Here is a 19,829-nt window from a genome sequence, read left to right as displayed (position 1 = left end):
TTTTCGGATAAGGGAGTTTTCGTGCAGGAGCCGATTTACGACGTAGCGGTGGTCGGCGCCGGTCCGGTCGGGCTGGCGGTCGCGCGCATGCTGGGCCTGGCGGGTCATTCGGTGATCGTGCTGGAGCGCTGGCCCTCGCTGTACCCGCTGCCACGTGCGGTGCATTTCGACCATGAAATCGGGCGGGTTTTCCAGGCCATGGGCCTGCGCGACGAGATCGAGGCCATTTCCGCACCGGTTCCCGACCACTACGAATGGCGCAACCGCAACGGCGATTCACTGGTGCGGATCGACTGGTCCGGGCTCGGCCCATCCGGATGGCCGGTGGCGAACTTCTTCTCCCAGCCCGAACTCGAGCAGGTGCTCGGCGACGCGGTCGCGGCCATGCCGCAGGTAGCGGTCCGGCGCGGCCGCGAGGTGATCCGGCTCGCTGCCGAACCCGATCAGGACGTCGTGCTCACTCACACCGGTGCAGACGGTGCCACCGCACAGACCCGCGCTCGGTATGTGATCGGCGCGGACGGAACCAACAGCTTTGTCCGCGAACAGATGTCGACATCCATGCAGGATCTCGGATTCTACTTCGACTGGCTGATCGTGGACACCATTCCGCAGGACGACCTGGTGTGGTCGCCGCAGAACTGGCAACTCTGCGATCCCATCCGGCCGACCACGATCGTCTCCGGCGGGCCGGGGAGGCGCCGGTGGGAGTTCATGCGGCTACCGGGTGAATCACTCGACGACCTCAACCGCAGCGACACCGCGTGGCGACTGATGGAGCCGTGGGGCCGCACCCCCGCGAACACTGTCCTGGAACGGCATGCGGTCTACACCTTCCAGGCGCGCTGGGCCGACCACTGGAACGAAGGCCGGCTGTTCCTCGTCGGCGATGCGGCGCACAATATGCCGCCGTTCGCCGGTCAGGGCATGTGCTCGGGCATTCGTGACGCGGCCAACCTGAGCTGGAAACTCGATCGAGTACTGCGCGGGCAATCGGATCCAGCGCTGCTGAACACCTACACCAGCGAGCGACTCACCCACATCCAGCACGCGATCGCCATGTCGGTGGAGCTGGGCAAGGTCATCTGCGTGCTCGACGAGGAAGCCGCCGCGCAACGCGATGCTCGCATGATCGCAGGCAACGCCGATCCTGCTGTGGTGCTCCCGATTTCCGCTCAGCCGGTACTCGGGCCCGGCGTCGTGGCGACGGGAATCGACCTCCCCGGGCTGCGCGGCACCTTGTCGCCCCAGTTCCGTGCCGAACTCGATGGTAGAACAGCACTTCTCGACGACCTGGTCGGCGCGAACACCGCCATGCTGCTCACCACTGACGCACAGCTTCCCGAAACCCTCGGCGAGCAAGCCCGTGCCGAACTCGCCGACCTCGGGGTTCGGTTGCTCGTCCTCGCGCGGTTCACACCCGCATCGAACGCAGTCACGCCGATCGCCACGGCCGCCACGCTGATCGATGCCGACGACGAATGGCATTCCTGGTTCACGCAATTCGGTGCGACCGCGGCACTGGTACGCGCCGATGACTACATTTTCGGAGCCGTACCCGACATACAAGCCGTCGACGGCCTCATCTCCCAATACTCCCGGCATCTCCGGGCACAGGTTCACCCATCGGCCGATCTGGCCACACAGACAAGGAGCAATTGACGTGCGTATCGCAAACCTCGGTGGCCGGGCGGTTCTCATTCACGGACAGCGCGCCATCGATATCGCCACCGCGAGCGACGGACGCTTCGGACCCGAACTGTCCCCGATCTACGAGAACTGGGATGCGTTCCGGGCCTGGGCCGATGCAGCGGAGCAATCGGACACCGACGGTGTCGAGATCGATCGGCGGGCGCTCGGCGCTCCATCCCCGACACCCCGCCAAACCTTCGCGATCGGCCTGAACTACAGCGCGCACGCCGCGGAATCCGGTTTCGAATCCCCGACCCAGATCCCGCCGGTCTTCACCAAGTTCGTCAGTAGCTTCAGCGGCCCCGACACCGAGGTCGTCATCCCGACCGGCGGCACCGTCGACTGGGAAGTGGAGTTGGTGGCGGTCATCGGCCGCACCGCGGCCAAGGTCAGCGAGGCCGACGCCTGGGACTACGTCGCCGGGCTCACCGCCGGGCAGGACATCTCTGAACGTTCCTCCCAGTTGGCCGGTCCCGCACCCCAATTCAGCCTCGGCAAGTCGTTCCCCGGTTTCGCACCGATGGGTCCGTGGCTGGTCACCACCGATGAGCTCGGCAACCGTGACGACCTCGAACTGGGCTGCACCCTCGACGGCGAGCAGATGCAGAAGGGCCGCACCCGCGAACTGATCTTCTCCGTGCCCGAGCTCATCTCCAAGCTGTCGCACACCACCACCCTCTACCCGGGGGACATCATCTTCACCGGCACCCCCGCCGGCGTCGGCGTCGGCCGCGATCCCCAGCGGTTCATTCAGCCCGGTGAGCGCCTGGACAGCTGGATCGAGGGTATCGGTGAACTGCACCAGAGCTTCGTGGCCGAGTCGCAGGAGTAGGTCATGGCGCTGCACGGCCTTTCCCACGTCACCATCGGTGTTCCCAATCCGGCCGAAACCGAGGCCTACTACACCGATTTCGGTTTGACGCCCCGCGGTGACGGCTGGTTCGCGACCCAGGACGGCGGCGACCAGCTCGAGATCGTCCACTCGTCCCATCGCCGCCTGGTCGAGCTCGGCATCGCCGCGGACGCCGCCGACGACCTCGACGCCACCGCTGCCCGACTGGGACGCCTCGGCGTACCGGTTTACTTGCGCCCCAACGTGCTTCGCGCGACCGAACCGATCACCGGCTCGCAGATCAATATGAGTGTCACTGCGCGCATCATCCAGCCAATTACACCGCCCACTCCCTACAACGGCCCCGGCCGTGTCGAAAGAACCGGAAAACGGGCCGCCTTCATCGATCGCACAGGCCGGGTCCGGCCCCGCAAACTGGGGCACGCCGTCCTGGGCACCACCGACCTGGAAACCACCATGCGATTCTTCGTCGAGGGGCTCGGTTTCAAGGCAAGCGACTACATCAAGGACCACGGCGCGTTTCTCCGTTGCTCCACCGACCATCACAATGTCCTGGTCCTGGCGGCCCCGGTGTGCTTTCTGCACCACACCTCCTGGCAGGTGGAGGACATCGACGAGGTCGGGCGCGGAGCATTCGCGATGCTCGAAGACAACCCGGAGCGCCATGTGTGGGGCCTGGGCCGTCACCACGCAGGCTCCAATTTCTTCTGGTACCTCAAGGATCCCGCAGGCAATTTCAGCGAGTACTACTCCGATATGGACTGCATCGTCGACGACCAACTGTGGAGCCCTGAAACCTTCGAAGGCGCACAGGGTTTGTTCAACTGGGGTCCGCCGCCCCCACCGTCGTTCCTGCACCCGGAAGATCTGGCCGCACTCATGACCGGAGCCCACAAAGACCTCTGAGTGCGCGAACAACGATGACGAGCCCCACCGGTCACGAGGCGAACCCCGGGGCTCGTCGATATCCACCGAACAGACCGAAGCAGCTGCCAGTCCGACTTTCCTCATCGCATCGCCGGCACTTCTCGTACCCGTCCAGAAGGACATCATGTCCTTCACCGCGAGCGAAGATGGCCGCCGCGGTGTTCGCCGTGCTGTAATACAGGCTTGGAGGTGATCGCGTGACCCGCCAACCCACCATCGAGGACAAGTTCTCCTTCGGCCTGTGGACGATCGGCTGGACAGGTGGCGACCCGTTCGGTCTGCCGACCCGACCGACGCTCGGACCGTGGGAGTATGCCGAACGCCTGTCCGAGCTCGGCGTCTGGGGAATTACCTTCCACGACAACGATGTATTCCCGTTCGACGCCGACGAGGCCACCAAGGAGCGCAACCTGGCACGCCTCAAAGACGCCACCGATCGCTGCGGTCTCACCATCGAGATGGTCACGACCAACACCTTCACCCACCCGGTCTTCAAGGACGGCGGGCTGACCGCGAACGACCGCTCGATCCGCCGCTTCGGACTGCGCAAAGTCCTGCGCGCGGTGGATCTGGCGGCACAGGTCGGCGCCACCACCTTCGTGATGTGGGGCGGACGCGAAGGCAGTGAGTACGACGGATCCAAGGATGTCTTCGCCGCATTCGAACGCTATAAAGAGGGTTTGGACACGGTCGCCGGATACATCAAGTCACAAGGTTACGACCTGCGAATCGCGTTGGAGCCCAAGCCCAATGAGCCGCGCGGCGATATCTTCCTGCCCACCGTCGGGCACGCACTCGCCCTCATCGCCGAACTGGAGCACGGCGATATCGTCGGCCTCAATCCCGAAACCGGCCACGAGCAGATGGCCAACCTGAACTATATGCACGCCCTCGGCCAGGCATTGTGGAGCGGCAAGCTGTTCCACATCGACCTCAACGGCCAACGCGGACTCAAATACGACCAGGACCTGGTCTTCGGACACGGCGACCTCGTCTCCGCATTCTTCACCGTCGACCTACTCGAAAACGGTTTTCCCGCCTACCCAGACGGCCCGCGCTACACCGGGCCCCGGCATTTCGATTACAAACCCTCGCGCACCGAACATCTGACCGGCGTGTGGGAATCGGCGAAGGCGTGCATGGCGACCTATCTGATGCTCGCCGACAAGGCGCGCGCCTTTCGTGCGGACTCCCGGGTGCAGGAGGCGATGGCCTACTCGGGTGTCCTCGATCTGGCGCAGCCGACTCTCGGTGACGGGGAGTCGGTCGAAGCATTCGTCTCGGGCGATGACGGTTTCGATCCGGACAAGGCCGCCGAACGCGACTTCGGTTTCGTCCGACTGCAACAACTCGCACTCGAGCACCTGATCGGCTGAGGCGAACACCGAGCATCGGGCCGGACAGGGCCTCATCGAATGCCGGTGCGGCAGACCCGATCCGGTCCCACCGCGCGTTCCTGACGCCGGGGCGGGGGCGCGGCCCTGCGGAACGGCTCGGTCTGTCGGTGGCGTTGTGCACGTTGCCGTGGCTGGGTTTCGTGGCGGACCGGGTGGCGGCCGCGCCGCCGGTGGCGGTTGCCCGGTTGGCCGAGCAGCTGAAAGTTGATGCGTCGCTGATCCGTTCGTACAGGAAGCGTGCGCAGACCCGCACCGAGCATCTGCGGCTGGTCGCGCAGTTCCTGGGCTGGCGGTCGGCCGGTTCGATGGAGTAACGGATCGTGCTCGCATGCTCCTTTGCGGAGTGGGCGTGAGTGAGTTCATAGAGCACGCGCCACATTCGTGACTAGGTTCTTTGAATATGGATAACGACGGACCCAGCCGGACAGCGCTCATCACCGCGTATGCCCGCGCCTATCACCAGATCGCTGACCGACCACTGATCTTCACCGACCCCCTGGCGGCACGTCTGCTCGGCGTCACCGCAGCGGAATTGACCGAATTGGGCACGCCCACAACCGACTACCTCGATCTCGTGGTCAGCGATCGGTCCCGCCGCCTGTTCTTCGCCTCCCGCGCCCGCTTCGCCGAGGACGCCGTGGCCGCGGCCATCGCCGCTGGTGTGCGGCAGGTCGTGATCCTCGGCGCAGGCCTGGACACCTTCGCCTATCGCAATCCGCACCCGGACTTGCGTGTCTTCGAGGTCGACCACCCCGCCACCCAAGCGTGGAAACGCGAACGCCTCGTTGCAGCCGGAATCGACCGCCCTGAAACGTTGACCTTCGTACCGGTCGACTTCGAAACCCAGACGCTGGCAGCGGGATTGGAATCCAGCGGATTCACACGGACGGACCCGGCCGTATTCGTGTGGCTCGGCGTCGTGTTCTATCTGACCCCGAACGCTGCCCATGCCACCCTCGAATACATCGCTGGTCAGGCCGAGCCGGTCGAGGTGGTCTTCGACTACCTGCAGCCTGCGGACAGCGACGAGGACCGTGCGCACCAGCAGGCACGTGCGGATCGGCTGGCCGACGCCGGCGAACCCGTGTTCAGCTACTTCACGCCCGACGACATCGCCGCACAGCTGCGCGCCCTCGGCTTCACCGACCTCGAAGACCACTCCGCCCCCGACCTCATCACCGGCTACCTCGACGGATCCGCAAGATTCGGGGGCGAACCGCCCCGCGCGCTGCGCGCAAACCGCATACTGCGCGCGAGCCGCTGAGGATTGCCTGCCGCGCGGTTGCAGCCGCCACAAGATGAGCGTCCAGGCGCGGGAGCGTGGGGCCAGGATGACCCGGCCTGCTGCCGTGACCGGTCCGCCCGCCGATGTCATCGCGGCCGCGCGCCGCGCCCTCGATCGGACGCACCGGTACCTGGCCCGCTGCAAACTGGCCGCCAACACGGTCACCGCCGACCGCCGCCAGAATCGCGGTAGAACTGAGTGCCTTGCAGCACGCTGCCGTCGCGGGGCATCGTCACGGAAATCGCCTGGGTAGTCACCGCCGTGATGACGATGCCCCGCATCATCGCCTGCATACCGCTGGCGAGGGCCTGCTCGTCCAGGCGCAAAGCCTCGATGACTGATCGGGACGAACGCGGAGGCGATGCCGATACCGACGCCGACTTCAGTACGGGATGGGCTTGTTCTCCTCGGCCCAGGCCTGCTCGATTTCGCTGCCGATCGACGGCGGGAAGAGCCCAGCGATCATCCAGGTGTCGCGGGCGACCTCGTTGATATTGAATTCGAGGTACAGGCCGCGATCGTGCGTATAGGGGGCCATGAGGGTGTCGAGGCCGCGGGTCATGCGCTTTCGCATTTCAGGGTCGTCTAGTTGACGGGCGAGGTGGTCGATGGTGATGCGCACCGAGGCGGCGCTGGGTTTGCCGCCCACGTAGAAGGAGTCGGCGGGGAGTTCGTGGAAGAGGGCTACGGCATAGAACTCCGGGAGGCCGAAGCGGGCGTAGTAGGCGGTGATGTCCTGGGCGAAGTTTTGCTTGTCCTCGGGGGTATAGGTGTTCGTGGGGTGGTAGATGTGCCAGAGCGGCATGGTGAATTCCTTTGAGCGACCCGGTGTCTCAGCGACGGAAGGGAAGGACGAGGTTTTCGACGGGACCGGAGAGGGATGCCTTCACCTGCCGGGTGAACTCATCGACGAGGACTTCGTGCGCCCCCTGTTCCAGGCCGTCGGCGAGGGCGGCGGCGACCGTGGCGGGGCTGAGCTTCACGGCATCGATGGCCTTGACCATGTCGGTCTCGGCGAAGGCGAGGTGGACACCGACGACCTGGGTGCCCTGCGCCGTCAGTTCGATGCGCAGGGAGTTGGTCAGAGACCACAGGGCGGCCTTTGACGCACCGTAGGCTGCGGCCCCGGAGCTCCAGGACAGCACAGAGTGGATATCCACCAGTGCGCCACCACCATTGGCGGCGAGGATAGGGGCGAAGGCCTGGGCGATGCGCAGGGGCCCGAAGACGTTGGTCTCGAATGTTTCGACGACATCGGCCATTTCGGCATGCAGTAGCGGCGCTGGGCGCAGTACACCCGCGTTGTTGATGACGATGTTCACATCAGTGGCCCGATCCGCCACGGCCGCAACCGAATCCGGGTCGGTAACCTCCAATTCGAGCGGGACGATGCGGGCGTCATCGCCCGCCTCGGGCTTGCGGGCGGTGGCGTACACCTTGGTCGCGCCACGCGCCAGGAGCTCCTCGGTGAACGCGCGGCCGAGGCCGCGCTGCCCGCCGGTGACCAGGGCAATAGCGCCTTCGATTGTGGTCATGTCTACCTTCCTGAATCGTTTACGTCGTTGCTGACTATATATGACTATAGCCAACATTCTGGGTCCGCGGCAGAGGGGGACGCTGCGGCACAGCGCGCTCACCCACGCCGCCGAGGACGGCGCGTCCACCCCGATGTTGATGAAGATGTCCGGGCACGTCTCGGTGCGCAGTCTCGGGAAGTACGCGCGTCCGTCGGCCGAGGCGTTGGCGAGGTGGCGCGCGGAGACCGAAGCGGCCGCGCGAGGCCGCCGCTGAGGGGAACGCGGCAGCTCGGTCATATGAGTTGTGACCGGCCAGGGCGGTGTCGAGTTGGGGTCGCCGTAGTATCGGCCGAAAATCGGGCCGATATGACGTAACCGCTGGTCAGGGCAGCGTGTCGGTGGTACGTGGCATGACTCGAAGGCGGTCTACTGTGCACTCGGGAGGGATTGCGGCAGGCCGAATATGGGCAGGACAGTGTTTTCGAAGCGGGTCATGGCGCTGATTCGGTCGCCGGCGAGGGTGAGGACGAAGAGGCCGACTCCGTGGATGCCGGTGGGGGTGTGTCGGTAGACCCCGAATGCCGGCTGACCGTTGGCTCGCGTCGGCACCAGTTCGAATCTCTGTACCGAGCCGAAAATGAATGCGCAGAAGCGGGCCACGTTGTCTCGGCCCTGGTATTCCAGCGGTATCGGTGGCATCGACATGAAGACGTCGTCGGTCAACAGAGCCACCAACGCGTCGATGTCGGCAGATTCGTAGGCGCTGACGAACTTCGCCACGATCGCGTCCTCGGCAGGTGAGTCGCCAGCAGGCGGCTGCTCTCGGGCAGTAGTCACCGGCAGTCGGCGCTGCATTCCTGCACGCGCGCGTTTGAGGGCGCTTTTGACCGATTCGACGGTCGTGTCCAGCATGTCGGCTACTTCGTTCGCGTGGAATCCGAGGACGTCGCGCAGGATGAGGACGGCGAGCTGGCGAGGCGGCAAGATCTGCAGGGCGGTCACAAAGGCCAAGGAAATGGATTCGGTTTGCTCGTAGCGCGCCTCCGGACCGAGCGGCACACTGATCGCACCGTCCAGAAGGGCGTCGGGATAGGGCTCGAGCCAGTGGATTTCGCCGAGTCCAGTGGGTTCCGGTGGTTCGATTCCCGGGATGTCCCACTGCTTTGCAGGACGTCGGCCAGCAGAGCGCAGCGCGTCGAGGCACCGGTTGGTGGCGATGCGGTAGAGCCAGGTGCGAAGTGAGGCTCGCCCGTCGAATCGTTCGAGACCTCGCCAAGCGGCGAGCATCGTGTCCTGGAGAGCGTCCTCGGCATCCTGAAACGATCCGAGCATCCGGTAGCAGTGCACCTGTAGCTCGCGACGGTGTGGCTCGGTCAGCGCTCGGAATGCCTCGCCGTCGCCGGCCTGCGCCCTCGACATCAGGTCCGTTCTCGCCAACTCCACTCCCGCCACCTCATCCCTTGTGTGCAGTTCCATCCTGTATGGACGCCGGCCAAGGCGCGAACGGGGCGGTCGCGGAGCGCCTCCTTTTCCGATGCCGCGGCGTCTAGACCAGTGATAGCCGACAACATTGTCAAAGGAGCACGGAAATGGGAAAGATCGTCATCAGCTCAAATGTCACACTCGATGGAGTGGTCCAGGACCCGGACGGCGAGGAGGGCTTCGAGCGGGGCGGCTGGTTCCACCAGTTCGTGGGGAGCAAGGACCTCGAAGACTGGGTCGCCCGCGAGACGGAGGAAGCGCTGGGCGTCGAGGCGCTACTGCTGGGCGGGCGGAGCAGTGAGTGGTTCGCGTCCCGGATGCTATCGCGGGATGACGCGGATATCCGCGTGAGCCCCGAGTGGGCGGACAGAGTGAAAAGCCTCCCCAAGTACATCGTGTCGTCGACTCTCGAAGATCCTCAGTGGAGCAACGCCACGGTCCTCAACGGCGATGCGGTAAAGGAGATTTCGGAGCTGAAGCGGAAAGTTGACGGGGAAATCCTGGTCTACGGCAGCTATCAGCTCGTGCGCACACTGATAGAACAGAACCTGGCCGATGAACTGCGGCTGGTAGTTTTCCCGGTCGTGCTGGGAACCGGCCTGCGTATCTTCGACGAGACCAGCGACAAGAAGCCGCTGCACCTGGTCAACACACGAAAGATCGGTGACGGCCTGGTGTTCTACACCTACGAATTCGTGCAAGGCTAACGGCTGTCGACGGCGACGAAGTCGCGTTCGTCGGTGTTGCAGTATCCCCCGTTTGACGGAATTCGGGGAGAAGCTTGGTGGCGGGCGGGTTGATGGGATCGCGGATGCTGTCGTAGGTCATGAACGAGACCCACTCGGTGTTGATGTCGAGCTCCATCGCCCGCACGGCAGCAGTTCGGCGAGGGTGCGCACGGACAGCGCAGGGCCCATGGCGTAGACGATGTTTCCGTCCGCGGTGATACCGACGCCGGAGCGCCAGACGAAGTAGCGATTGTTGTCCGAGCCGATGGACCATTGATAGGCATGATCGGCTCCTCGCCTCTCGATTCGCTGTGGCTGGACACCGAATACATTCACAGGAGAAGAGGCCAGGATCCGTCCGCTTCTTCGGGCAATATTGGATTCATGCCGAAGACATCAGGGCGGCTGTTGAAACTGCTCTCACTGCTGCAGTCTCGCCGGGATTGGCCGGGGGCGCTGCTGTGCGAGCGCCTCGAGGTCAGCCCCCGCACCGTGCGCCGCGATGTCGACCGGTTGCGCGAGCTCGGCTACCCCATCGTGGCCACCAAGGGCCCAGACGGCGGGTACCGGCTCGACGCCGGATCCGAGCTGCCCCCACTGCTTTTCGACGACGAGCAGGCCGTAGCCCTCGCCGTCGCACTCCAGATCGCCACCACCGCCGGCGCCGGCATCGAGGAAGCCGCCGCCCGCGCACTCACGACCGTCCGGCAGGTCATGCCCGCACGGCTGGCCCGCCGCATCGACATGCTGCGGATCACGACAGTCGAGGATCCAGCGACCGGACCGGACCGGCAGGTCGCCCCCGCGGTGCTCATGACACTCAGCGCCGCTGTCCAGGCCCGCGAGGAGCTGCGGTTCGACTACGCCCCGGCATCCGCGCCGAAAGCTGCGGGCAGCTCCGTCGTGATCCCGCCGCGCCGAGTAGAGCCTCATCACCTGGTCACCCGAGGCGGCCGGTGGTACTTCATCGCCTGGGATCTCGAGCGTTGCGACTGGCGCATCTTCCGCGCCGACCGGATCACCCCGCGTACTCCGACCGGCCCCCGATTCACCCCGCGTGAGCTCCCCGGAGGTGACGTGGCGGCCTTCGTCACCAGCAGATTCCGCGGTTCGGCCGGTTCCGTCGACTGGCCGTGCCACGGCGAGGTGATCCTCGAACTTCCGGCGGCGATCGTCTCCGAATTCACCCGCGACGCGATCATCGAGGACCTCGGCCCGAATCGGTGCCGGCTGATCCTTGGTTCGTGGTCTTGGATCGCGCTGGCCGCCACCCTCGGCAGATTCGATGCCGATCTCGAGGTCGTCGAACCGAGTGAACTTCGAGATGCCTTCGCGCACTTGGCTCGCCGCTACGCCGCCGCTGCGGCCGGCACACCCGCATTGCGGCCGGAATCCCGCGCCGGCGGGGTCGTCGCCGAGGGTGATGAGCCGCGCGTCAGCGAAAGCCGTCGAGTTGGCGCTGACACCACTCGCGGAAGGTCCGACAGGTGATTCCAGTGATGTTCTCGATTCCGCCCGAATCGGTTGCGGCTACGGCGAATCCGACTGCCCGGCCGAATCGCTGTCGTCGAGGCCGAATCTCGATCGGCGGTGCGCGGCGCGCAACTGGTGCTCTGCCTCGATGGACATCGGATGATCGGAACCGAGGGTGCGCAGGCAGCTGGCGTGGGTTGCCATGTACCAGTAGAGCGCTTCGTCCTGCTGCCCCGACGCCCAGCACGCATCGGCCAGCACCAGCTGGGACCCGAGCGTGCGCGGATCCTCCGCACCGAACGTATCGATACATCGACCGACCTCCCACCGGAGCTGGGCAACGTCAGGACTCGCCGCTGGCGTGCGCTCGTCTACCGCCGTGCGCACTCCCAGCCGGTGACCGAACCACCACGCAATGACACCGACGACCCCGGCAGCCGCATAGGCACGCCAGTAGCCGCTATCGGTAAACCACGATCCGACCGCGAAGATCGTGCAGTACGCGGCCACCCCCGCCCCAATCCTGCTACCCCAGAACCAGAACGCCGACCTGCGCATTGAACTCCTTGCGAGCGATGATTGCTGCGTACTACGCATGTTCGTAGCCGAACGGGCTCACGATTGGTGCGCCGTCACCGCTGCGCTCAGGGCCCGGCGGCTCCCTACCCGAAGGGCTGAGGGACTCCTACGCTGCGAACCCGCCGAACGGCAAGCCTCGGCGCTGACAGCAATTTACGAGACACGCTGCGCTGCACAACAACTCAACCGAGGGCATTGGCATTGCCGGAGGCGCGGGACAACGGTCTCCTGGAACAGCTTCGGCTATGGCGACAGCGACTGCGCGCTCTAGATCGGTGAGAATCGACGGTTCGGCGGGTCGACGACGCACTCGAAGATGGTCACCGCCAGACGATTCCACATCTGCACCGAAGGATCTCTGCGAGCAACCGCGCGGCGGCGTTCCTCGAATCCATGCGTTACACGACTACCCGAGCACGCCTGCCGCAACATGCAGACCCAGCTCGCCACGAAGACGCAATCGAATACGCCGATGTCCAGGATTTCGATATCCGGGAAAAGTCGGCTGCTCCGCTGGACCTGGTTCGGCGGTGCCTGCTCCGACCGTACCCGTTGGGGTCACGGGGTGGCGGGCAGGATCGGGGGGACGAATTCGAATGTCATGCCGAGCAACCATACGAGAAGCAGTACCACCGGCAGGTGGAATATGAACTGCAGGAACGTGAATCCTACGAGGTCGCGGGCCCGCAGTCTGAGCACTGCCAGCAGCGGCAGCATGAAGAACGGGTTGATGAGGTTCGGCAGCGCCTCGGCGACGTTGTATATCTGGACCGTCCAGCCGAGGTTCATGTGGACCTCGGTCGATGCCTGCATGACGTAGGGGGCTTCGACCAGCCATTTTCCGCCGCCGGACGGGACGAAGACGCCGAGTACCACGGTGTAGAGGGCGATAACGATGGCGAAGCTTCCGCCGCCGCCGATGCTCGTGAAGAACTGCGCGAGGTGTTCGGAGATGGTGAGACCACCCCTGCCCTTCGCTTTGGTGAGGACCGCGGCCATGGCGGCGTACAGCGGGAACTGGACGAGAATTCCGGCCGTGGCGGGTACAGCGAGCGAGACCGCTTGCAAGAACTTGCGCGGAGTCCCGTGCAGCACCAGGCCCAGCATGAGGAAGACGAGCAGATAACCATTCAGGCTGCTGACCACGGTAAGCACTGGTTTGGTGGTCAGCTGAGAGGCCAACCAGCCCAGCGTCATCAGCCCGGCCAGGATCGGCAGGATACGGCTGTACTCGAGCCATTCCCCGGGACGGGAGCGTGGAGCCACTTCCGCGGGCTGGTCATCCAGATCGACGTCCAGTTCCTGGGCGGTCTTGATCGCTGCATCCTTCGGTGCCGAGAAGTGCGCGATCACCACCGTGAGCGCCATGATGATGGCGCACATGAGCAGGGACTGCCATGTGAAGATCGTGTGCCCGAAGTCGAGGACACCGGTGATTCTGAGCAGGGCCGGAGGCAACGAGGTGGCGGTGGCCTGTAGCTGCGCGGCCGAGGAGGATATTCCCAGCGCCCACACGGCGCCCAACCCCATGAACGCCGCCGCGCCCAGCGCGCGATAGTCCACGCGCAGATCGCTCCGACGGGCGATAGCACGGGCCAGCAGACCGCCGAAAACCAGACTGAGTCCCCAGTTCAGAAACGATATCGACATCGACAGGAACGCAACGAAACTCACTGCGCTGCTGGCGGTTTGCGGCAGGGTGGCCAGCCGGTCGATCAGCCGAGCGACAGGTGGGGAGGTGGCGATGACGTATCCGGTGAGAACCACCATTGCCATCTGAAGGGTGAAAGCGGTCAGATCCCAGAAGCCGTCGCCGAACGCGTTCGCGACCGTTCGCGGCGACGAGCCGTTGGCCAGTGCGGCGACGGCCACGATGAATACTCCCGCCAGCGCGACGACGTAGGCGTCCGGGAACCATTTCTCTGTCCACCTGGCGAGCGACTGCGCAACCCGCGCAAGACCCTTTTCAGGGCTGGCTGCTGCAACCTCTTCGGGGCTGGTTTCTGCACTGGTGGACGTCATCCCGTCGTTCCTCATCTTTCTCTCGCGCACGAGACTGCCCGATGCCTGTGACGCACCGCACAAGACTCGCTTGGCGAGTATTGATGCCCCACGGTGTCCGGACAAGAGGGAAATGCGCAGGTACGGTCTGCAAAAATGCACAAACAGCCGGTGGTGTGGCACTCAGCGGCGTTTGCGCGGTACCGAGGTGGGCAGCGCCGAATTGAGCAGGCCGAGTGCGTACGAGGCGTCAGCCGTACCGCCGCTGGCCCGCACCGCCCGTCGTTCCGGCGAAGGCCGGAGTCTGTCAGCCGAGTTCATCGAGTTTGCGCCGCAGCACCGCCCGCTCGCGCTCATTGCCGCACAGCTCCGCCGCGCGCTCCAGTTCGGTGCGCGCCTCATCGGTGCGTCCCAGGCGGGTGAGCAGCTCACCGCGAACGCTCGACAGCAGATGCGAATTCGACAGCGCCTCAGCCACTGTCAACCTGTCCACGATCGGCAGCGCCGCGGCCGGTCCCTGGGCCATGGAGACCGCCACCGCTCGGTTGAGGTCGACCACCGGCGACGGGGCCAGTCTGCCGAGCGCCTCGTAAATGAGCACGATGCGCTCCCAGTTCGTCGTCTCGACCGAGGCTGCGACGGCATGACATTCGGCAATCGCCGCCTGCAAGCCGTAGGCCCCGAGGCCACGGCCGACCTGCGCCGCGCGGGCCAAGGCGGCCCGTCCCCTGCGGATCGCGGCGCGGTCCCAGCGGCGGCGGTCCTGCTGCTCCAATAGCACCGACTCGCCATCCGGTCCGGTGCGGGCCGGAAAGCGCGCCCCGGTCAGTTCGAGCAGTGCGAGTAGGCCGTAGACCTCGGGCTCGTTCGGCACCAGCCGGGCCAGCACGCGGGCGAGGCGCTGTGCCTCGCCCGCGAGCTCGAATCGGATCAGCGCGTCACCGGAGCTGGCCGAGGAACCTTCGGTGAAGATCAGATAGATCACGTTGAGCACCGAGCCCAGGCGGTCGGCCCGCTCTTGGGCCGACGGCACCTCGAACGGCACCCGCGCCGCCGCCAACGTCTTCTTCGCGCGGGTGATCCTGGCCTGCACGGTGGCGGTCGGCACGAGAAACGCCTTGGCAATCTCATCGCTCGTCAGGCCGCCGACTACCCGCAGGGTAAGCGCCAGCCTCGCCTCCCGTGACAGCACGGGGTGGCAGGAGATGAACATCAACGCGAGCACGTCGTCATCGATCCGGTCCGGATCCCAGAGCATGTCCTCGGTCTCGCGAGTGGGTTCGCCCCCGGAGACCGCACCGCCCTCGCCCAGATCACGGGCGAGGGCGGCATACCGTTCGTCGAGGGCGGAGCGCCGACGGAACGCGTCGATCGCGCGACGGCGACCGACCGTGAGCAACCACCCCGCGGGGTTGCGGGGCGCGCCGTCACGTGGCCAGCTGACCAGGGCCTCGGCCAGCGCCTCCTGGGCGAGGTCCTCGGCCAGCGCGAAATCGCCGGTGTACCGCGCGAGTGCACCGACGATCCGCGCCGAGTCGATCCGCCAGATGGCAGCGACGGCCGCACGGCCGGTGTGATCAGCCATCGCCGTTGGATCCGATCAGAGCTGACCGGTCGCTTCCCGCCACGCCCGCTCTTTCTGGATCCACTCGTTGTCCTGCGGGAACTCATCGATCGTGGTGACCCGGCGGATCTCGGTCTTGAAGCCGGGGCCGGTGATCGGCGACCGCTTGGCCCACTCCACGGCTTCCTCCTTCGATGTCACGTTGAGAATGTAGAACCCGCCGAACAGCTCCTTGGTCTCGCCGTAGGGTCCGTCGGTGACCACGGGCGTCTCGGCGGAATAGTCGACGACCACGCCATCGGCGGCATCGTCGAGGCCCTCCGCGGCGACCAGCACACCGGCCCGGATCATCTCCTCGTTGTACCGACCGACGGTCTCGAGCAACTTGTCGAAGTCGATATTCGCCATCCCCGCATAAGCCTCGTCGGTGGCGCGCCAGATCAGCATGTACTTCATGGTTCTGTCTCCTCGAGTATCCGGGTCCCTCTCGGACCCTCTCACCCCTGGGTCGAACGGGGAACGTCCTAGATCGACGCGCCGCCGATAAATTCTTTACCACCATGTCATCTCAGGACCGGAATTCACCGGTAGATCCGTCCCCGGACAGCGCCAACCGGACGGCGACGGCGGCCGCCCGATCCTCTCCCGCGGCGGCGCTCTAGTGCAGGTCCGTGGTCAGCGTGATCCGGGTCAGTTCTCGGCGCGGGAGGATGCAAGCACATTCGCGCTGTCGAATCATGTTTGTGTGCAACGTATTTCGCGCAGAAGACGCGCGTCACCTTGCATGGGCGTCGAAGAATTGCCAACCCGCATCGGCGGCGTCGAAAGCGTGTGTCGTGGCGCCGATGACCGCTTTGGGGAGGTATTGCGATCCGCCGGGCCACGTGTGGCCGCCATTGTCGACCTGCATGAACTCCACCGCGGTGCCGGACGCGCACTCGGCAGCGGTGAACTGGTGGACTTCGGTGCCTTCGTCGCCGCCGGGCAATACGGTCTCGCCGGGCGCGCCCGGACAGGCGTCGAGTTCGCGCCAGCGGCTCGCGAGGTCGGTCGCCGAGACGATATCGCTGCGGCCGCCGCGGCCTATCATCGTGCCGCCGTTGAAGGGCACGATCGGGTCGGCTGTTCCGTGGGTCGCCATGACCGCCACCGGCCGCGTTGGATGGCATGCCACATCGACGCCCAATGTGCCTGCGACAGGTGCGATTGCGGCGAAGACGTCCGCACGATCGCATCCCAGGCGGTTGGCCATGAAGCCGCCGTTGGACATGCCGGTGGCGAATACACGACCAGGGTCGATTCCGTAGTCGTGCACCAGTTTGTCGGCCAACGCCGTGATGAAGCCGACGTCATCGATGCCGCGACGATCGGGTTCGGAGGCACCGCGCCCGTCGGCCCAGTTCTTGTCGACACCGTCCGGATAGACGACGACGAACCCGTGGGCGTCGGCGACATCGCTGTAGTGGGTCAATTCGGCTTCGCTGCGGCCAGTGCCACCGCCGCCGTGCAGCGCCACGACGAGACCGCTCGGTCTGCCGCCACCGAGGGGAGCATGCACGACGTAGGTGCGTAGCAGCCCGCCGAACTGTAGTTCGCCCACTTGGTCACCGCTGGGTGTGGCCCATGCGCTGCGCGGCCACCAGACGGCGACGCATATGACGGCGATACTCGCCATGATCGCCAGCAGGAACGTCAGTACGGTTCGGTGCGTCCGCGGCGAGGTGGCCTTAGTGTGTGGAACCGTCACAATGCCAAAGATACTGGACGGCGTTGGACGGTATCGCCGATGTCGAACCATCCTGAACCAGCCGATATCGGCGTTCGGTGGGGCCGGGACTGCACAGCTCTTGATGTCGAGCGAGATCTACTGCACGAGTGCACTTCTGGAACCGGCTGTCATGCGGCAGTCATGTCACGGTAATATTGGGGCGGTTGCTTTACCTTGATGCGGCGCATCCCGCCCGAACAAAGGTTGGTGAGTCCACCGGTGTCGGTATCGATGTTCGACGAGGCGCTTCCGCGCGGCGAACGTGACGGTGTTGGGTTGCGAGTCGGTGCGATCATCGACCGGGGCGGGGAAGTATTGCTGTTGGAAGCCCCCAGTACGGGGCCGATCCCGCTCACCCGCAAGCTGCCGGGCGCCACCGTGGAATCGGGCGAGTCGGTTGCCGCGGCGGTCATTCGCGGAGTCCGCGAGGAGACCGGTTTGACCGTCACCGGCATCGGCCACCACATCGGCGACTTCGACTACCTGTCTCCGGCCGGAAAGCCGGTCCGACGCCTGCATTTCGCCGTGGACGTGGCATCCACCGGTCCAATTCTGCTCAGCGCACACGCTGGCTACATATGGGCGCCATTGGATGGAGAACTGCTGGTGACGCCGTCGATCCGCGGAATCCTCCAAGCCTATAAGGACCTCGTCTACCGCTGATCCCATGTCGTCGGTGACCCCGCGTCGTGAGTGGAGCGAATCGGCGGCTACGGCCGTACCGTGCTGTCTCCCGTCGTGCGGCACTGCATACCGATGCGATCGGACGCGCTCGATCTGGACGGATTCATCGCTCGATTCTCATGGCACCCGGTCCCTGCGCCGACTGATCTAGGCCTGATCTTCGAGTGGAGCAGGCCAACGGTCGATGCGGGTCAACGGGGTGCGGCGAGTTGGTGGGATGAGGTCGCGCAGGCTGCGGTCGGCGCGCAACGCCGAGCGTGCTTGCGCCGCATAGTGTTCGGCGTGGCGGACGGCTGGGTGGCGGTGGCGCGCTTCGGCAAGCCATCCGGTGGCTTGGCGGATGGCCTCGATGCGGGTGAGCGGCGGCTCGGTGGGCAGTAGCAGGGTCGCGTGGGCGGGGGCGACGACGATCGCGGAGCCGAGATGCTGCAGGCAACGTCCGATGCCGAGGTCGTCGTCCAGGACGCGAAACGCCGTCAGAGCGAGTTGCCAGCAGCGCAGGGCGCGGCGGGGTTCGCCGCGGGCCCACCACAGCACGCCCATGGTCTCGTGGGTCTGGGCGCGCCCGTCGGGGTCTCGGCCCGTGCGAGTGAGGGAGTCGGCCAGCTCGAGACGATCCCCTGCGGCGTCGAGCCGTCCCTGCCCGATGTACACGACGGCCAAGTTGATCAGTGCGCACACCTCGCCGGAGACATCGTCGCGGGGCAGCAGCCACCACGCCGTTTCCAACTGATCGGCCACGCTGTCCGGATCCGGCGGTCCAGCGCTGAACCGCCGCAGCGCGGCACGATGTTCCCAGCGGGCGGCCAGGCTCGTCGACAACCGCCGCGGACGGTAGCGCCGTGGCCGTCGCGTGAGCCGACCTGCCCGCAGCAAGACCAGATCACGGCTCAGCTCGTCGAGGCCGGAAAGCGCGCACAGATCAGCTGCCACGCCACGCCCGTTCTCCCCCAACCCGATTCGTGCGTACCAGACATCCAGGCTATTACCGAGCCGAACCAGGTGCGCGAGCGCCGCGGCGGGAAACTGCACTCCAGAGTTCGCGCACGCGGCAATCAGCGCACGCAGATACGGTTCCTCGGATTCGAACCACCGCCGAGCTCCCACGGCGAAGCGCCGCGATTCCAGCGCGATCGCCCAGCGCTCGGCTCGGTCGGCGTAGTGGTGAAGCAAGGCGGTGAGCGCGGCGCCCCACTGCGGTCCGGCGGTGACCGTGGCTCGATCCGGCAGCCTGGGCACCTGTCGCACGCAGAACCGCTGGGCTCCGTGATCGGCCAGGATTCCGCGACGTCGCAGCCCGTCCAGTTGCACCGCCGCGGTGCGTGCCGAAGGTTCCCGGGCCAGCGGCAGTCTGCCCTGGCTATCGCGAATGGCGTTGAGCACGGCCAGTAGCGCGACGCTCTCGTAGTCATGCATGGGCAGGTCGCGCAGCACGGCGGCCACGAGATGCCCGTCCAATGCGGCGACCGGCCGCGGCGGCGGCGGATCCACGCGCGGTGGGCGGTCCGCCAGCGCGGGACCCGGTTCGACCAGACCCGCGATCAGGTCCATCTCGCGGGCGGTGCGCACCTTCGTGCCATACCCGGCGGCGAATCGGTACAGCGCATACGTCGCCGCCGCCGCGATGAACAGCACCGACAGCCAGCGCAGCGTGCCGTTGAGAAACTGGACGAGGGCGTTCTCGCCGAAGGAGTTGACCACGAGCGTCCGCACCAACTCGAACAGCACGGTGTATGCCACTACCGACGCGGTGCCCAGAAACCCTTGCCAGATCGACGATCTCGGCGTCGCGGTCTGCCCTACCGCTTCGGTGCGTTCGGTGGGCGCGCTCACCGGGCTGCCGCCCCGGCCATGCCGGATGTTTCCAGCGGTTGGGCCT

General features: G+C 65.8%; 19 protein-coding genes and 1 pseudogene. 10 read left to right on the top strand and 10 right to left on the bottom strand.

The window, feature by feature from the left end:
• The first annotated feature begins 21 nt into the window (after positions 1–21).
• The 6 genes and pseudogenes from ACQP1G_RS24235 to ACQP1G_RS24210 all read left to right on the top strand — a co-directional run bounded on the left by ACQP1G_RS24235 (position 22) and on the right by ACQP1G_RS24210 (position 6,133).
• On the top strand, positions 22–1,662 hold the full coding sequence (locus ACQP1G_RS24235) for a bifunctional 3-(3-hydroxy-phenyl)propionate/3-hydroxycinnamic acid hydroxylase (protein WP_433191852.1): 1,641 nt from the start codon (positions 22–24) through the stop codon (positions 1,660–1,662).
• A 1-nt stretch (position 1,663) separates the two neighbouring features.
• Positions 1,664–2,524 (top strand): fumarylacetoacetate hydrolase family protein, encoded by an 861-nt coding sequence (locus ACQP1G_RS24230; RefSeq protein ID WP_433191851.1) that lies wholly within the window; start codon positions 1,664–1,666, stop codon positions 2,522–2,524.
• Between the two features lie 3 nt (positions 2,525–2,527).
• Complete coding sequence (locus ACQP1G_RS24225; RefSeq protein WP_433191850.1) at positions 2,528–3,451, top strand: VOC family protein; 924 nt, start codon at positions 2,528–2,530, stop codon at positions 3,449–3,451.
• A 218-nt stretch (positions 3,452–3,669) separates the two neighbouring features.
• Positions 3,670–4,848, top strand: coding sequence for a xylose isomerase (gene xylA / locus ACQP1G_RS24220; protein WP_433191849.1), 1,179 nt, complete (start codon positions 3,670–3,672; stop codon positions 4,846–4,848).
• Between the two features lie 74 nt (positions 4,849–4,922).
• Positions 4,923–5,180: pseudogene (locus ACQP1G_RS24215) on the top strand (DUF4158 domain-containing protein); the annotation flags it as partial.
• 89 nt (positions 5,181–5,269) lie between these two features.
• A complete protein-coding gene (locus tag ACQP1G_RS24210) occupies positions 5,270–6,133 on the top strand; it encodes a class I SAM-dependent methyltransferase (RefSeq protein WP_433191848.1) in 864 nt (287 codons plus the stop codon).
• Between the two features lie 182 nt (positions 6,134–6,315).
• On the opposite strand, the gene ACQP1G_RS24205 is transcribed toward ACQP1G_RS24210, so the two are convergent.
• Genes ACQP1G_RS24205 through ACQP1G_RS24195 form a run of 3 tightly spaced genes read right to left on the bottom strand, consistent with a single transcriptional unit; the run spans position 6,316 to position 7,689 of the window.
• Positions 6,316–6,480: a hypothetical protein gene (locus tag ACQP1G_RS24205; protein ID WP_433191847.1), complete on the bottom strand. Its 165-nt coding sequence runs from the start codon at positions 6,478–6,480 to the stop codon at positions 6,316–6,318.
• A gap of 56 nt (positions 6,481–6,536) precedes the next feature.
• Positions 6,537–6,959, bottom strand: coding sequence for a tautomerase family protein (locus ACQP1G_RS24200; RefSeq protein ID WP_433191846.1), 423 nt, complete (start codon positions 6,957–6,959; stop codon positions 6,537–6,539).
• Between the two features lie 28 nt (positions 6,960–6,987).
• Entirely contained in the window at positions 6,988–7,689 is a 702-nt protein-coding gene (locus ACQP1G_RS24195) for an SDR family oxidoreductase (RefSeq protein ID WP_433191845.1), read from the bottom strand.
• Between the two features lie 40 nt (positions 7,690–7,729).
• Between ACQP1G_RS24195 and ACQP1G_RS24190 the strand changes: the two genes are divergently transcribed.
• The gene (locus ACQP1G_RS24190; RefSeq protein WP_433191844.1) at positions 7,730–7,945 is read left to right on the top strand and encodes a hypothetical protein; all 216 of its coding nucleotides are present in this window, start codon (positions 7,730–7,732) and stop codon (positions 7,943–7,945) included.
• 152 nt (positions 7,946–8,097) lie between these two features.
• Here the strand turns inward: ACQP1G_RS24190 and ACQP1G_RS24185 are convergent, their stop codons facing one another.
• The gene (locus ACQP1G_RS24185) at positions 8,098–9,090 is read right to left on the bottom strand and encodes a sigma-70 family RNA polymerase sigma factor (RefSeq protein WP_433208759.1); all 993 of its coding nucleotides are present in this window, start codon (positions 9,088–9,090) and stop codon (positions 8,098–8,100) included.
• A 170-nt stretch (positions 9,091–9,260) separates the two neighbouring features.
• Here ACQP1G_RS24185 and ACQP1G_RS24180 point away from each other — a divergent pair, with 170 nt between their 5' ends.
• Both ACQP1G_RS24180 and ACQP1G_RS24175 read left to right on the top strand, forming a co-directional pair.
• Positions 9,261–9,860 (top strand): dihydrofolate reductase family protein, encoded by a 600-nt coding sequence (locus tag ACQP1G_RS24180; protein WP_433191843.1) that lies wholly within the window; start codon positions 9,261–9,263, stop codon positions 9,858–9,860.
• Between the two features lie 405 nt (positions 9,861–10,265).
• The gene (locus tag ACQP1G_RS24175; RefSeq protein WP_433191842.1) at positions 10,266–11,372 is read left to right on the top strand and encodes a helix-turn-helix transcriptional regulator; all 1,107 of its coding nucleotides are present in this window, start codon (positions 10,266–10,268) and stop codon (positions 11,370–11,372) included.
• A gap of 39 nt (positions 11,373–11,411) precedes the next feature.
• Here ACQP1G_RS24175 and ACQP1G_RS24170 read toward each other — a convergent pair whose 3' ends face one another.
• The 5 genes from ACQP1G_RS24170 to ACQP1G_RS24150 all read right to left on the bottom strand — a co-directional run bounded on the left by ACQP1G_RS24170 (position 11,412) and on the right by ACQP1G_RS24150 (position 17,194).
• Positions 11,412–11,912, bottom strand: coding sequence for a tetratricopeptide repeat protein (locus ACQP1G_RS24170; protein WP_433191841.1), 501 nt, complete (start codon positions 11,910–11,912; stop codon positions 11,412–11,414).
• A gap of 579 nt (positions 11,913–12,491) precedes the next feature.
• Positions 12,492–13,955 (bottom strand): short-chain fatty acid transporter, encoded by a 1,464-nt coding sequence (locus ACQP1G_RS24165; RefSeq protein ID WP_433191840.1) that lies wholly within the window; start codon positions 13,953–13,955, stop codon positions 12,492–12,494.
• A gap of 286 nt (positions 13,956–14,241) precedes the next feature.
• Complete coding sequence (locus tag ACQP1G_RS24160; protein WP_433191839.1) at positions 14,242–15,519, bottom strand: RNA polymerase sigma factor; 1,278 nt, start codon at positions 15,517–15,519, stop codon at positions 14,242–14,244.
• A gap of 15 nt (positions 15,520–15,534) precedes the next feature.
• Positions 15,535–15,954: a YciI family protein gene (locus ACQP1G_RS24155; RefSeq protein ID WP_433191838.1), complete on the bottom strand. Its 420-nt coding sequence runs from the start codon at positions 15,952–15,954 to the stop codon at positions 15,535–15,537.
• 319 nt (positions 15,955–16,273) lie between these two features.
• The gene (locus ACQP1G_RS24150) at positions 16,274–17,194 is read right to left on the bottom strand and encodes an extracellular catalytic domain type 1 short-chain-length polyhydroxyalkanoate depolymerase (RefSeq protein ID WP_433208757.1); all 921 of its coding nucleotides are present in this window, start codon (positions 17,192–17,194) and stop codon (positions 16,274–16,276) included.
• Positions 17,195–17,473: 279 nt separating this feature from the next.
• Between ACQP1G_RS24150 and ACQP1G_RS24145 the strand changes: the two genes are divergently transcribed.
• Positions 17,474–17,929, top strand: a complete 456-nt coding sequence (locus ACQP1G_RS24145; protein WP_433191837.1) for an NUDIX hydrolase — start codon at positions 17,474–17,476, stop codon at positions 17,927–17,929.
• A 168-nt stretch (positions 17,930–18,097) separates the two neighbouring features.
• Here the strand turns inward: ACQP1G_RS24145 and ACQP1G_RS24140 are convergent, their stop codons facing one another.
• Positions 18,098–19,783, bottom strand: coding sequence for a hypothetical protein (locus tag ACQP1G_RS24140; RefSeq protein WP_433191836.1), 1,686 nt, complete (start codon positions 19,781–19,783; stop codon positions 18,098–18,100).
• Positions 19,784–19,829 lie beyond the last annotated feature (46 nt).

The organism is Nocardia sp. CA-107356 (genome assembly GCF_050946365.1).
GTDB lineage: Bacteria > Actinomycetota > Actinomycetes > Mycobacteriales > Mycobacteriaceae > Nocardia.
Note: the sequence above shows the minus strand (reverse complement) of the source record. Positions and strands in the feature narration are given on the sequence as shown.

Bases quoted from the DNA above. Each gene is read 5' to 3' on its own strand.
- ACQP1G_RS24225 (WP_433191850.1), top strand. From the start codon at position 2,528: ATGGCGCTGCACGGCCTTTCCCACGTCACCATCGGTGTTCCCAATCCG.
- ACQP1G_RS24210 (WP_433191848.1), top strand. From the start codon at position 5,270: ATGGATAACGACGGACCCAGCCGGACAGCGCTCATCACCGCGTATGCC.
- ACQP1G_RS24200 (WP_433191846.1), bottom strand. From the start codon at position 6,959: ATGCCGCTCTGGCACATCTACCACCCCACGAACACCTATACCCCCGAG.
- ACQP1G_RS24195 (WP_433191845.1), bottom strand. From the start codon at position 7,689: ATGACCACAATCGAAGGCGCTATTGCCCTGGTCACCGGCGGGCAGCGC.
- ACQP1G_RS24190 (WP_433191844.1), top strand. From the start codon at position 7,730: ATGACTATAGCCAACATTCTGGGTCCGCGGCAGAGGGGGACGCTGCGG.
- ACQP1G_RS24185 (WP_433208759.1), bottom strand. From the start codon at position 9,090: ATGTCGAGGGCGCAGGCCGGCGACGGCGAGGCATTCCGAGCGCTGACC.
- ACQP1G_RS24180 (WP_433191843.1), top strand. From the start codon at position 9,261: ATGGGAAAGATCGTCATCAGCTCAAATGTCACACTCGATGGAGTGGTC.
- ACQP1G_RS24175 (WP_433191842.1), top strand. From the start codon at position 10,266: ATGCCGAAGACATCAGGGCGGCTGTTGAAACTGCTCTCACTGCTGCAG.
- ACQP1G_RS24170 (WP_433191841.1), bottom strand. From the start codon at position 11,912: ATGCGCAGGTCGGCGTTCTGGTTCTGGGGTAGCAGGATTGGGGCGGGG.
- ACQP1G_RS24165 (WP_433191840.1), bottom strand. From the start codon at position 13,955: ATGACGTCCACCAGTGCAGAAACCAGCCCCGAAGAGGTTGCAGCAGCC.
- ACQP1G_RS24160 (WP_433191839.1), bottom strand. From the start codon at position 15,519: ATGGCTGATCACACCGGCCGTGCGGCCGTCGCTGCCATCTGGCGGATC.
- ACQP1G_RS24155 (WP_433191838.1), bottom strand. From the start codon at position 15,954: ATGAAGTACATGCTGATCTGGCGCGCCACCGACGAGGCTTATGCGGGG.